Genomic DNA, 13,809 nt, shown 5'->3' on the forward strand with positions numbered 1-13,809 from the left:
ATCTTCTTGATGAGGAATCAGTGTTTTACTGGTTTCTTTTTTTATGCATTGAAATCAGACAATTTATCATTTTTTAATATAATTTATTTCTTTTTTACTTCATTCATAAAATTCACAAGTTCTTGTTAAGATGTATCAACATGAAAAATGTATCATTTCCTATAGAGTCTTAATTGAAAAGGAGATGAAGATAATGAAGAAATCCTTTTTTGGATTATTTTGCTTATGTTTGTGTATCTCGATTTATCTTTTTTTGTTAGGTACTCATCCAAACTCAACGGACTCAAACAGTCCTGCTGAAATTGTTGCCCATCGTGGTGCTTCAGGATATGCACCTGAAAATACATTAGCTGCCTTTGATTTGGCCGTGACCATGAATGCTGATTATATTGAAATTGATGTACAAAGAAGTAAAGATGGAAAATTAGTTGTGATCCATGATACGACCGTGAATCGGACTACCAATGGTGTCGGGTATGTAAAAGATTTAACGTACGAAGAATTATATTCATTAGATGCTGGTCGGTTTAAGGGTGAACATTTTACAGGAATAAAAATCCCTACGTTAGAAGAGGTACTAGATCGTTATGCTGAAAAAATAGGAATCTTTATCGAATTAAAATCTCCTGAATTATATCCTGGTATTGAAGAGACTGTTGCGAAAATACTAAAAAAACGCAGACTTGATCAAAATGGAAATATCATTATTCAATCCTTTAATTTTGAATCTATGAAAAAAATGAACAAACTTCTCCCTAAAATCCCCATAGGTATTCTTACCGCTAATAAAGCACATACATCTGAACAAGCACTAGAAATATTTTCTACTTACGCCGATTATTTTAATCCAAGATACGACCTTTTGACAGAAGAATTAGTCCGAAAAATCCATAATTATAACATGAAAATAGCTTCCTGGACTGTAAAAAAGCGTGGCATCGCAGAATATATGAAAAGTCATAACCTTGAGGCCATTGTAACAGATTTTCCTGATTTTATATAATTTTCATAATCCGCTGTTCAATTTCAGGTATCTATTTTGTTAATGAGTCTACTAACAGGAGTAGGATCGTATACACTTTGAATAAGCAGATTTTAATCTGCAGAGTTCTTTGTGATATGGGGAGATCTTAGGTGTAACAAAGCTTATCCTTTTCAGCAGTATCCGCTTTGTATGCTCAACTTTCATAAACAAGGGAAGAAACCAGCAAAACCAGCTTATCATTTACGATTCTTATTGGCTCCTATCAGATACATGCGATTGGAGATGTCAGTAATGAAATATTAACTCTTATTTCTCCTTTAAATACCGGATAGGTTATTATCAATTATAAGTTGTAAATGATAATAACCTACCCAAATGAAATACAGAATTTTCTAACGTTAAGATCAACAGGTATACGATAAACAACGATTTTGATGAATATATTTTAATAAAAATATAAGTTCTTTTCTTTTGTAATAAAAAAGTAATTATGATATTGTAATTATTATAGATTAATATTTTCTTAAAAAGAGAGGAAGGTATGATTATGAATCAAAAAAATAATTCGAATTCGAATGAGAATAATTCTCAACCACAAAAAATGACAACAGCTTTTGGTGCTCCAGTAGCAAACGATGATGATATTAGAACAGCTGGAAAACGCGGACCTTTAGTGATGGAGGACGTTTGGTTCCTTGAAAAATTAGCTCATTTTGACCGTGAAGTGATTCCTGAAAGACGTATGCATGCAAAAGGCTCTGGCGCATATGGAACATTTACAGTTACGAACGATATTACAAAATATACGAAAGCAAAGATTTTCTCTGAAGTAGGAAAGAAAACAGAAATGTTTATCCGATTTTCAACCGTTGCGGGGGAACGTGGAGCTGCAGATGCAGAGCGAGATATTCGTGGTACAGCGATGAAGTTCTATACAGAAGAAGGGAACTGGGACCTAGTTGGAAACAACACACCGGTATTTTTCTTTAGAGATCCAAAGAGATTCCCAGATTTAAACCACGTGGTAAAACGGGATCCAAGAACCAATATGCACAATCCACAAGCGAACTGGGATTTCTGGTCGTCTTTACCTGAAGCCCTTCATCAAGTTACCATTACGATGAGTGACCGTGGTATTCCTGCAAGCTATCGTCATATGCATATGTTCGGAAGCCATACTTATAGCTTAATTAATGATAATAACGAACGCGTATGGGTCAAATTTCATTTTGTTACACAACAAGGAATTAAGAACCTTACCGATCAAGAAGCAACTGAGTTGATTGGTCAAGACCGTGAAAGTCATCAAAGGGATTTACTTGAATCAATTGAAAAGGGTAATTTTCCTAAATGGAAAATGTATATTCAAGTGATGACCGAAGAACAAGCTTCACAACACCCATATAATCCATTTGATTTAACAAAAGTATGGTACAAAAAAGATTTCCCACTTATTGAAGTTGGAGAAGTTGAATTAAATCGCAATCCTGAAAACTATTTTGCTGAAGTTGAGCAGGCAGCATTTGCGCCGACAAATCATGTTCCTGGAATCGGTTTCTCACCTGACAGAATGTTACAAGGACGTCTATTCTCCTATGGTGATGCACAACGTTACCGTTTAGGTGTGAATTATTGGCAAATTCCTGTTAACTATCCTAAAGGAGTGAAAAACTTCCACCCTTACCATCGTGATGGAGCCATGCGAATTTTCAACCCTGCAGAAGGAAAAGTGTCATATTCTCCGAACAGTTACGGTGAATGGCAGGATTCTAAAGAACATCAGGAGCCAGCTCTAGATGTATCAAGAGGAGTCGATTTCTATAATTTCCGGGATGATGATGATAATTATTACGAACAACCAGGAAAATTATTTAAATTGATGACAGCAGAAGAGCAACGACGATTATTTGAAAATACTGCCCGCAACATGCAAGGTACAACGAAAGAAGTCCAATTAAGACATATTAATAACTGCTATAAAGCTGATCCTTCCTATGGTGAAGGCGTTGCAAAAGCACTTGGTATTCATTTAAATGAAATAGAAGCTGCAGCCTCAAAAACTGAATAACACTCTCACAAAAACTTCCTTTATTTTAAAGGAAGTTTTTTAATATTCTTTTCTAAATATTGGATGGTGCCTGTCACCCTATTTTGGCAAAAATACATAGGAAGGATTTTTAATAGGAGGATGAATATATGTCTCAGTCTTTATATGAAAAGTTTGGTGGAGAAGAATCGATTTCAAAAGTGGTCGATTATTTTTATGATTTGGTCTTAAAGGATGAAACCGTTAGGCAATTTTTTGAACATACAGATATGGAGAAACAACGTAGTCATCAGACGAAGTTTATTAGTTTTGCATTAGGTGGTCCAAACCAATATTCAGGAAAATCAATGGCAAAAGCACATGAAGGAATGAACTTACAAGAAGATCATTTTCAAGCAATTGTTCACCATTTACATGATGCACTTGCCCATTTTGGAATTTCAGAAGGGGATATTGATGAAGCTTTAACAAAAGTAGCGACCCTTAAGGACGATATTTTGAATAAATAATATTAAATTTGACAAAAAACAACCTGTAGTTAAATTTATAGGTTGTTTTTTGTTGCTCAAAGATTCGAAATATTACATAATAGTAGAGGAGAAATATTTATGGGGAGGAATACATATGAGCAAAGCATTAAAACTCGAGTTTGAATTTGTTCGTTCAAGATTATTTAAAAGCATTGAGGCCACAGAACCTGAAATTTTAGATATTCAGCCAAAGGGATTTAATAATACGATACATTGGCATATTGGTCATATATTGACTATTTCAGAGAATTTCTTATTCGAAGGGAAAACACAAATACCTGAGAATTATAAAGAGTTTTTTGGAGGTGGAACAAAACCTTCAGACTGGTCGTCGAAGGAAGTTCCAAGTGTGGAAACATTACTAAATCAATTAAAAGAACAATTAAAGAGAATAGAAGAAATCCCAACTGAACGTTTCGAAGAAGTTTTACCAGAACCTAAATTTGGAGCTTCAACGTTTGGAGAATTAGTCAGTTTTACAGCCTATCACGAGTCATTCCATTACGGACAAATTCATACGATGAAACGGTTGATTGCGACATCAGTTGTAGAATCTAAATAATAGAAAAAGCTGAAATTCAAATTTAGAATTTCAGCTTTTTCTATTATTAGGTAGCACTCAGTTCTTGCCTTTTTTCTTCCAAATTTGGAGTCTCATCTGTTTCTATTTCTGATTCAAGGGGTTCCTCTACATTAGTATGAGTTACTGAAGCTTCTACATTTTTATCGATAGTCGAAACTGGATCCTCTTCCAAATTTTCATTAACTTCTTGTTGTCCCTGATCAGCCATATCTTCCTTTTGCTCATCATTTTCATATGTATGTTCATCATGCGCTAATCGAAGTAGGGAGTAGCCGAGCCACGCAAAAGCAAGACCAATTAATACCTGTGGAACAAGAGGACTGTAAAAAATGATTTCTTCCATTTGTGCATTAAAGGCAGTTGCCGAGCCAATTAATAAAAGGGATGCCCCAAATCTTGATAGAACCCCTTTAAACAAGGTGATAACAGCAAATAGAAAAAAACTAATCTGAAGAAAATAATTTGACATCTCTACTCCGTAAAAAACAGATTGTAGTCCAGAATCCAATAGTTCCGGGACACTTCGTCTTAAATCAGGTGCGGCAAATGTTAGAAACCACTTGTAACCTAGCCATTGAAACAAACCAAGAGAAAGAATTAAAAAACTAAAAAATCCCAACCCACCCGTTTGGCGATATTGAACGAGGTATAAGCCAATGAATCCAAACGTTATAAATGCCCATCCAACATGATCAAAGTAAGTGGCTACAAAGGAGATAGGGTCTAAATAAAACCAAACCTGAAAAAGTGCAATCAACAAACCACCAATTAACGAACAAATGCCAAACAGTCGAAGCAAACTCCTATGTTCCATATTCGTCACCTCTTACTTATATTCAACAGTAAATCTTATGCTTGCCTTTGAGAGAACATGTACGGAAATCGTAATTAATGAAATATTTTCGTAATGAACATCAAAAGTTTGCAAATTTGCTTATTATGAATGATAATTTAAGATAAAGATAGGAGGAGATACTTAAATGAGTAAGTTAGTCATAAAGCAGTTTATACTTGCTAGGGAAGGCATCTTTAAGGATTTAGAAGGAGTGTCACCAGAAGTCTTTGATATTCAACCTAAAGGATTACCAAATACAGTTCGTTGGCAATTAGGGCATATTTTAAGCTCTGCTGAATTATTCTTATTTGGAGAAAATGGTCAACTACCGGCCCAATATAATCAATATTTCGGTTATGGTTCAAAACCATCTGCATGGAATGAAGGTGTTCCTAGTGTAGAAACACTCGTTGAACAACTTAAAAGTCAATTGGAACGAATAAAAGAATTACCAAATGACCAGTTCGAAAATCAATTGCCAGAACCTGTTCTTGGAAATCATACATATGGTGAATTAGTTTATTTCACAGCGTACCATGAATTAACCCATGCGGGGCAAATTCATACTTTATTGAAGGCAGCGCAAGCCCAATAAAGTAAAACTAACCATCAATGGGGAACCCCTATTGACAGTTAGTTAAGATGGGATAAAAAAAGCTGCCCCATTAGGTGATAGACGCCTAACCAAAGGGCAACTCTTTATACTTCTTAAGTTAACGATTCCTGATTAACAGGAGTCGTTTTTTCTTTGCTTCAGGGATAATTAAATTAAGAATTAATACCGCAATCGCTCCAACAGCAGTTCCAGACGAAAGAATATAGTCGGCAAAGTCTGGTACACTATTTAAAAGTTCTTTTGGTCATACAACCGCACCAACGGTAAGTAAAATGGGAATTCCAATAACCATCCTATTTCGATCATCAATTTCAACATGTTGAATCACCTTAAACCCATTCATAACAACGGCAACACAAACCACTCCAGGAAACGCCTAATTTAGCAGGGAACAAAAAAACTTCCAGAAATTGGAGTTTTTTTGTATCCCTTTTTTGTAATAACTGGAAAGTAATATCGTAAAAGATATATACTAAAGCAGGAAGGAGTGTGTCCAAAATTGAAAAAAAGCACTTTAGGGATTGGGATTGTTGTAGCAGCCATTGTTGTTTTTGTCGTAATGATTATGTCGAGCTATAATGGTTTTGTGGATGCAGAGGAAAATGTGGATCAATCGTATGCACAGATTGAAACACAGTTACAAAGAAGGTTGGATTTAATTCCAAACCTAGTCAATACTGTTAAAGGCTATGCTTCTCATGAAGAAGAGGTTTTAACGGAAATTTCAGATGCCAGGGCAAGACTAGCGGGTGCTGATTCACCTGAAGAAACGGCAACAGCAGATGCAGAATTAACTGGTGCATTAAGCCGCTTATTGGTTGTTGTTGAGAATTACCCTAATTTAAAGGCAGATAAGCAATTTACCCAGCTCATGGATGAATTGGCTGGAACTGAAAACAGAATAGCGGTGGCTCGTAAAGATTATAACGATCAAGTGGCTGTCTTTAATCGAAAGGTAAAGAGATTTCCAGGTGTGATTGTTGCCAACATAACTGGATTTGATGCAAAAGAATATTATGAAGCAGACCCTAGCGCACAGGAGGCACCAGAGGTTGACTTTGGAGGCAATGAATAATGGTCATGAAGCGGTTCTTCAGTCTTTTACTAATAGGTCTTAGTTTTTTCCTATTTTGTAGTTTAACATTTGCTGAAGACCTTCAAATACCCGCTCCTGTTGGTGATATTTATGTACAGGATTTTGCCTCTACCTTAACGGAAGCAGAGCGGTTGGAGCTTATAGGAATTGGCAGAAGCTTAGAGGACCAAACTTCTGCTCAAGTTGCCGTTCTAACCGTTGAAACCATCTATGATCGCAGTATTGAGGAGTTTGCCCTCGAAGCTTTTCGCCAATATGGAATCGGGAGTGCAGAATCAAATAATGGTGTACTACTTGTATTTGCAATGAATGAAAGACAGGTAAGAGTAGAAGTTGGATATGGTTTAGAAGGTAGACTTCCTGATGGAAAAGTAGGGCGTATTTTGGATGACTTCGCCATTCCTTATTTACAAAATAATGAAGCGAATTTAGCCATCATGGAAACATATAAAGTGTTAACAAATGAGGTCTTAGCGGAATACGGAATTGAAGAAGGTCAACAACCCATTCAACAGCCAATTGTAGAATCAACAGACGAAGGAATTGGAATTCCATCTTGGTTACTTTTGGTTATTGTTGCTATTGTTCTTTTTCTTGACTTTAAGTATTTCGGAGGGTTTCTCACTCATATTTTGCTTTCCATTATTTCTCGAGGCGGTAGAGGAGGTGGCAACGGTGGTCCACGCGGCGGAGGTGGAGGATCTTCTGGTGGAGGTGGCGCTAGTCGTGGCTGGTAATCAGCAATTTCAAAAGCCTAGGATATCCCTATAAATCCTAGGCTTTTTTACGTATATATTTTTCACATTCGACCAGATTTGATAATGGCTATTAATATGAATAAAAACATCGAAGTTGCCACGATAGATCCGATTTCAACAGCAGGGAACTCCCATAATAGGTTTTTCTGTCCGATAATACTTGTACCAATTATAAGACCGACCATTAAGATGCTAAAGGAAAGAAGAATAATACTAAAGGCAAGACGATTGCTGATCCGGTCCATTCTTTGTAAAAAATCCTTCATCTCGGTAATACTCATTTCAAAATGTAATTTTCCTTGTTGTACGGTATCTGTGAGATCCTTCACGTTTTTTGGGATTTTTGCAATAAAATGGATATTATCAAGAATATCACTCCACGAATTCTTTAACACACTTTTTGGTTCGTAACGCTTACGCAGTAATTTTTCACCGAACGGTTTAATGGTATCCACAATACTTAGCTCTGGATCTAGTTGGCTAACAATTGATTCTACAAGGAAAAGCGTTTTTCCTAAATTAGATAAGTCAGCAGGAACTTGAATTTGATGACGATAGATTAGGTCAAGGAGATTTTTTAAGGCTTCTCCAATACTAATTTTGCTTAATGGTATATCTGAATACTTCATGACAAAATGATCTACATCATTATATAAGCTGTTCATATCGGTTTCACTAGAGTGTAATCCCATAGCTGTTATGGTTTTCAACAAACCTTTTGTATTCCCATTTTGCAAATGGATGACTAATGAAGCAAAGTTAAATTTTGTATCATCGCTTAAACGACCGACCATTCCAAAATCAATATAAGCAACTCTGTTTCCTGGAAGGATATAAATATTGCCTGGGTGTGGATCCCCGTGAAAAAAGCCTTCCATGAGAATTTGATGGAGCATTGAATTGGTAACCCGATTTGCGATGGTTTTAAGATTGTATCCTTCTTTTTGAAGAGTAGGGATATGACTGACCTTAATCCCATCAACGTAATCCATTGTCAGAACTTTATTGGTTGTACAATTCCAGTAAATCCTTGGAATGAACACTTCTGGATTATCGGTAAATTGATTTGCGATTCTTTCTCCGTTTCTTCCTTCAGTTTGATAATCTAGTTCAGCTCGTAGAGAATTCGAAAACTCGGATACCATTTTTCGGATTTTATACGTTTTTGCCCAAGAAAGGTTTGCTTCCATTAATCGTGCAACATCGTCAAGAATCTCTAAATCGGTATCGACAGTTGATCGAATGTCTGGTCTTTGTATTTTTATGGCGACACGTTCACCCGATTTTAAACGAGCACGGTGAACTTGACCGATTGATGCAGAAGCAATGGGAGCTTCATCAAACTCTTGAAATAAATCCTCTAGCTTTTCCCCTAATTCTAGTTCAACAATTTCCCTAACTTGTTGAAAGGGAAAGCTTGATACTTGATCTTGTAGTTTTTCCAATTCCTGTGCAATTTCTGATGGAACTAAATCTCGCCTTGTACTGGCGATTTGTCCTAGTTTAATAAAAGTGGGACCTAAGCTTTGCAACACTTCTCGTAACTTAATCCCAATCGTTTGTTTACTCATATGCTCTTTTGCGTTACGTTCTTTCGGAAAAACTTGATGAGATAAGCCAATTCGATAAACAAAGTAACTAAAGCCATTCCGTAAAAAAGCGTTTGTTATTTCTTGATAGCGTTGTGCGTGTTTCAAACGAATGCCTAGCATATATGTCCTCCACATATGGGTTTTTTACTATTTTTTAATATAGATAGTTTTTATAATCTATTGGTGTCCCTTTCCATTCATTCTACCTTATTTTTACTTAAAAGGTAGAAATGTAACAAAATAGACAAATAAAAAACTGTTGAATTTTACCAATTTTTAAGAGGCGGGCAACCCCATAGAATATTGATCCATAAGTGTAAAACACAGCGTGGGTTATGTTAGCGAATCTTCGAAAAGTGAGAAATCCACTAAATAGCATTTTCTTTAGAAGTCAAATCGAGTAAATGTGACTGATAACATGAGGGTGTAAGGCATGCCAAGAGGGAAACGTGTTGCCCCCGTAAGTCTTCACTTTACCGAACAGGCAGGATTCTAGTCTATATAAAGATAATCCAAAATGTGGAAGAGCGAGTGAAGAACTCAATCGTTTTCATAGGACCTAAGTAGCTCAATGCCATATAACAACCAGCGAACGGTAGGGAAACGACTTATGTCACCAGACCGGGACAAGATGTATTGGTGGGTGAACGATCAAGTTACTACAGTAAAAAAAACTGTGTAAATGTACAAATAATCCAATAGAGGCTGGAATGTGTACTACAGACATACATTGAGGATAAACTCTTTTATAATTGGTAAGTAGGTTATCGCACGAAGAAATAACAATAATTAGACCGAACAGATTAACTTATGGCTGGTTTTATGGAAGCGGGAAACAAAAAAACTCGAAAGACTTTAATTTTACCTAAAGAAGATTAGTGAACCATGTAAATCCTATTATAAAGGAAATATTTTAATTAGTTAACATAATATATTTATCATTAAATAGTTAAAAAATAAGTAATAAGAGTAATTGAAGAAGGGAGTTCACAATTACTCTTATTATTTATTTACTCATCAGTTTTGCCCTCTGGTTCTGGTTCTGGAATATCCATTTGATCAACAGCAATCTTTAAATCTTGATTGCGTATATGTGTGTAGATCATCGTCGTTTGAATGGAGGAATGGCCCAGTTGTCGTCTCAGTTTTGGAACATCATTAATTTCTGTGTGGTATCTTGTTGCAAATGAATGGCGTAATTTATGGACAGATAATGATGGTTTTCCAAATGCTTTTGCATATTTTTCAACTAATTTTTCAATTGAACGAGGTGTTAAACGTCTGGATTTTCCTTTAGGACCAACTGCAGCAGCAACAAATAATGCTTTATTTTGCTTTTCAACTTCGTATCTAGATTCTCTAATTTTTAAATATTCTTCTAAATCGTCCATTGCTATTTTACTAAAATAAACATATTGCTCTTTATTTCCTTTACGGATCACCCTTGCAGAGTTTTTCACGTAATCAATATCATCTATATTTAAATTTACAACCTCCGAAAGACGTAACCCAGATCCTAAAATAAAAGAGATAATAGCTGTATCTCGTTCACGATTTACCTGATAAAAATTCCATAGTTTCTTATTATCTTTAACGAGTTCACCATAATCTTGCGCAACAAATTTACGGAAATTCTCATATTCATCGCCTAATAAAATTTTTCCTTCCATTTTATTAGCGATCGTTTCTAAGTTTAAGTTTAATTCATTAAACTCAATTTTTGCCATGACATTACGGTGAATATAAGGCTCGAGATCACTGTTTTCAGCTATGTTTTGTAAATAATTGAAAAGGGACTTTAATGCTGATAATTTGCGATTGATTGTAATGTCTTTATTATTCAGTTCATATTTCAAAGAGTAGAGGAAGCCTTCAACTTGCTGAGCTTTTAATGTTTCAAGAAGAGATAATGGGATATCCTTAATCGGACCCGAGAACAACTGTTCGGAAACGATCCAATTAAAAAAGATTTTATAATCAAGACAATAATTCAATAAGGATGCAGTAGAAAGTTTTCTTTGTTTGTGATCAATATATTCTTTGACATACCAGGGCAATTCTTTGAGAATAGATTGTAATTTTTTATAATATAATTGTTGAGATTCAGTAGCGATAGAAAACACCTCGAACGTAAAGATTTTGGTACTTCCATTATAAACCAACCACATAATTACGTCAAATTTATATTTTGCGTAATTATGTTTAAACATATTAAAAGAAGATTTATGCCTCTTCTCTTAATATGTTTGGTTCAAAAGTTGAACAAAATCATGGAAAGTTTATTTTCCTTTATATACGGGTTTTCTTCCTTCTAAAAATGCTGACATGGCTTCTTTACGATCTTGTGTAGCAAATGCTCCGTCATAACTTGTAGCTTCGATTGTAAGAGCAGATTCTAGATCGACATTAGCACCAGTATTTACAGCTAATTTCATCATTCTAAGTGCTACTGGAGCTTTTTGAGCTAATTTTTCAGCCCAAGCTTTTGCTTCTGTTAAAATTTGATTATGTGGCACGACCTTGTTAACAATTTGTAATTCATAAGCTCTCTGAGCATCAATAAATTCCCCGAAATACAATAATTCTTTCGCGATACCTTGTCCCACAACTTTTTGAATTCGTTGAGTACCACCGCCGCCAGGAATGACTCCCAAATTGATTTCAGGAAAAGCGAATTGAGCTTGCTCGGATGCTATTCGTAAATCACATGATAACGCTAATTCAAGTCCTCCACCACGAGCCACACCATTAATTGCAGCAATTACAGGTTTGTTAAGGTTTTCAATTTTTGAAAACGCTTCGCGAGTGATTTTTGTTAAATCCATCATTCCCACTGTATCTAAATCTACCATTTCATTGATATCGGCTCCGGCTACAAACGCTTCGTCCCCTTCCCCGGTCAGAACAATTGCATGAACTTCTTTATTTTCTTCCAACTCTCCAAATAATCTAGTGATTTCTAAGTATACTTTTGTATTTAATTTATTACCAGGCTCGTGACTAATCGTAACAACCGCTACTTTATTTTCGATTAAACACTGTAAATATTGATCGTTCTTTACTTGTTGATTTAACAAAACTAGTTCCTCCTCATTTTTGATTTTGATTATTTTGGTAAAAGATATCTATTATTCATCATATCAAAAGTTTCGCTATTTCGTAAATGCGATTTTCCAATTTTCTTATTCTTGTATAAAATTGTTAATAAAACGGAGAATCAAAAAATATAACCTATTCTCCCCTTTTAGCATAATTATTTTGAGTTTTAACCAAATGAAGTTATTTTTAATTAGTGCTAAGAATAATCTCTATCAACAAAGTTGGAGATTCTATAGTTACTAAAGATAAGGAGAATGAATATGGAAAAAATTGCATGGATTACAGATAGTACTTGTTATATCGATCCTACTTTTCAAAAAAACAATCAAATTTTTATCGTACCAATGAATATTTCGTTTGAAAATGAAACGTTTAAAGATGGAATTGATATTTCAGAAGAAACATTTTACCAAAAGCTAACATCTTCCCCTTCGCTACCTAAATCCTCGCAGCCATCAATCGGTGAATTGGTCGAACTCTATGAAAACTTAAAAAGTCAATTCGATTTAGGGATTGCAGTACACGTATCCTCTGAGCTAAGTGGTACGGTTCATACAGCTAGACAAGCTGCAGAAATAGCAGATTTCCCTTTGTTTATAGTTGATTCAAAACTCATATCTCTCCCTATGTTTTATATGATTAGAAAAGCCCAAAATATGGTTCGTGATGGTATTCCTATTTCTGATGTAGTAAGAAAACTGGAAAACATGTATCGTTCTAATCAGCTCTATGTCATGGTTGGTTCTTTGGAACAATTGCATAAAGGTGGACGCGTTAGTACGATCCAAATGGTCATGGGAAGTTTGTTAAAGATTAAACCAATTTTAACATTTAGAGATGGAAAAATTATTCCGTGTGAAAAGGTTCGCACAAATCCTAAAGCGCTTCTCTCCATGGTTTCTAAGTTACAAAATGATATTGAAAATGGGCATCGTGTGGAGACCGTTTTTATTTTGTCGGGTAAGGCGTCCGCGGAATCTGAGATTGTAAAAGAACAAATCCGTTCATTATTCTCGGAAATCGAAATTATAACTGGTCCTTTGGGTTCTGCAATTGGAGTACACGCCGGTGAAGGTACAATTGGGATTTCATGGTTTAGAGAATCATAATTAACCGGGCACTAAAGCGGTCTCTTCTTCATACTTTTATAGAAAGTCATAAATTTTTTCAGTATCCTTTTGCCCGCTACTACCAGTAAATTGTATGATAAGGAGAGACCGAACATGGTGTTTATACATTTTTTTGAAAGCAGAACAAAGGTTCTAACACAACTATTAAAAAAAATCCCCTCTGTTGATGAAAGTATTAAAATTAAAGGCAGAAAAGGAAAAGTTATAAATGTTGTTCAAGTTGCTGACAATGTTTTTCATGTGGACGTTCTTTATGATCCAATTATCAAGAAAGCAACTGTTGGAGTAGATTCAAAAAAGAAAAAGCGTTAATGATAAGTCACAAAAAGGAAACCCCATTGGGAGTTTCCTTTTAACTTTTACCTATTTCTTTGATTGTACTTGTTTTTTTATTATTTGATTTCGTTCTCCTCCATCTGATAATTCTTCTGTAAATGGGTGTTCTCGTTTTCTATTTATTACAAGATTGGATGTTTCGATGGTTCCAGAAGTAAGATTATTATTGGGAGCCGCTTGTTGATTCCAATCAGCCATTTTT

The 13,809-nt window shown here is 35.2% G+C and carries 14 protein-coding genes; 9 read left to right on the top strand and 5 right to left on the bottom strand.

The window, feature by feature from the left end; all coding sequences use genetic code 11:
• The first annotated feature begins 193 nt into the window (after positions 1-193).
• The 4 genes from Q5760_RS13670 (at position 194) to Q5760_RS13685 (ending at position 4,124) form a co-directional block, all read left to right on the top strand.
• Positions 194-1,003, top strand: coding sequence for a glycerophosphodiester phosphodiesterase (locus Q5760_RS13670; protein WP_428908196.1), 810 nt, complete (start codon positions 194-196; stop codon positions 1,001-1,003).
• 529 nt (positions 1,004-1,532) lie between these two features.
• Complete coding sequence (locus Q5760_RS13675; protein WP_428908197.1) at positions 1,533-3,053, top strand: catalase; 1,521 nt, start codon at positions 1,533-1,535, stop codon at positions 3,051-3,053.
• Positions 3,054-3,181: 128 nt separating this feature from the next.
• Positions 3,182-3,541, top strand: a complete 360-nt coding sequence (locus Q5760_RS13680) for a group I truncated hemoglobin (RefSeq protein WP_428908198.1) — start codon at positions 3,182-3,184, stop codon at positions 3,539-3,541.
• A gap of 115 nt (positions 3,542-3,656) precedes the next feature.
• The gene (locus Q5760_RS13685; protein WP_428908199.1) at positions 3,657-4,124 is read left to right on the top strand and encodes a DinB family protein; all 468 of its coding nucleotides are present in this window, start codon (positions 3,657-3,659) and stop codon (positions 4,122-4,124) included.
• 46 nt (positions 4,125-4,170) lie between these two features.
• Here Q5760_RS13685 and Q5760_RS13690 read toward each other — a convergent pair whose 3' ends face one another.
• On the bottom strand, positions 4,171-4,959 hold the full coding sequence (locus tag Q5760_RS13690; RefSeq protein ID WP_428908200.1) for a hypothetical protein: 789 nt from the start codon (positions 4,957-4,959) through the stop codon (positions 4,171-4,173).
• A gap of 166 nt (positions 4,960-5,125) precedes the next feature.
• Between Q5760_RS13690 and Q5760_RS13695 the strand changes: the two genes are divergently transcribed.
• The 3 genes from Q5760_RS13695 to Q5760_RS13705 all read left to right on the top strand — a co-directional run bounded on the left by Q5760_RS13695 (position 5,126) and on the right by Q5760_RS13705 (position 7,429).
• Entirely contained in the window at positions 5,126-5,575 is a 450-nt protein-coding gene (locus tag Q5760_RS13695; RefSeq protein ID WP_428908201.1) for a DinB family protein, read from the top strand.
• Positions 5,576-6,155: 580 nt separating this feature from the next.
• Positions 6,156-6,671 (top strand): LemA family protein, encoded by a 516-nt coding sequence (locus Q5760_RS13700; protein WP_428912581.1) that lies wholly within the window; start codon positions 6,156-6,158, stop codon positions 6,669-6,671.
• Positions 6,671-7,429 carry a TPM domain-containing protein gene (locus Q5760_RS13705; protein WP_428908202.1) on the top strand — a complete coding sequence of 253 codons (759 nt, stop codon included), beginning with the start codon at positions 6,671-6,673 and terminating at the stop codon, positions 7,427-7,429. Before Q5760_RS13700 ends, Q5760_RS13705 begins: the two co-directional genes overlap by 1 nt.
• Before the next feature lie 62 nt (positions 7,430-7,491).
• Here the strand turns inward: Q5760_RS13705 and Q5760_RS13710 are convergent, their stop codons facing one another.
• The 3 genes from Q5760_RS13710 to Q5760_RS13720 form a co-directional block, all read right to left on the bottom strand.
• On the bottom strand, positions 7,492-9,162 hold the full coding sequence (locus Q5760_RS13710) for an ABC1 kinase family protein (protein ID WP_428908203.1): 1,671 nt from the start codon (positions 9,160-9,162) through the stop codon (positions 7,492-7,494).
• Between the two features lie 890 nt (positions 9,163-10,052).
• Complete coding sequence (gene xerS, locus Q5760_RS13715; RefSeq protein ID WP_428912582.1) at positions 10,053-11,156, bottom strand: tyrosine recombinase XerS; 1,104 nt, start codon at positions 11,154-11,156, stop codon at positions 10,053-10,055.
• Between the two features lie 165 nt (positions 11,157-11,321).
• Positions 11,322-12,119, bottom strand: coding sequence for an enoyl-CoA hydratase/isomerase family protein (locus Q5760_RS13720; RefSeq protein ID WP_428908204.1), 798 nt, complete (start codon positions 12,117-12,119; stop codon positions 11,322-11,324).
• Between the two features lie 282 nt (positions 12,120-12,401).
• Here Q5760_RS13720 and Q5760_RS13725 point away from each other — a divergent pair, with 282 nt between their 5' ends.
• Both Q5760_RS13725 and Q5760_RS13730 read left to right on the top strand, forming a co-directional pair.
• Positions 12,402-13,250, top strand: a complete 849-nt coding sequence (locus Q5760_RS13725) for a DegV family protein (RefSeq protein ID WP_428908205.1) — start codon at positions 12,402-12,404, stop codon at positions 13,248-13,250.
• 114 nt (positions 13,251-13,364) lie between these two features.
• The gene (locus Q5760_RS13730) at positions 13,365-13,583 is read left to right on the top strand and encodes a hypothetical protein (RefSeq protein WP_428908206.1); all 219 of its coding nucleotides are present in this window, start codon (positions 13,365-13,367) and stop codon (positions 13,581-13,583) included.
• Between the two features lie 51 nt (positions 13,584-13,634).
• Here Q5760_RS13730 and Q5760_RS13735 read toward each other — a convergent pair whose 3' ends face one another.
• Positions 13,635-13,805 (bottom strand): hypothetical protein, encoded by a 171-nt coding sequence (locus Q5760_RS13735; protein ID WP_428908207.1) that lies wholly within the window; start codon positions 13,803-13,805, stop codon positions 13,635-13,637.
• Positions 13,806-13,809 lie beyond the last annotated feature (4 nt).

The organism is Niallia sp. Kr1 (assembly GCF_050389805.1).
Lineage (GTDB): Bacteria > Bacillota > Bacilli > Bacillales > Cytobacillaceae > Bacillus_BD.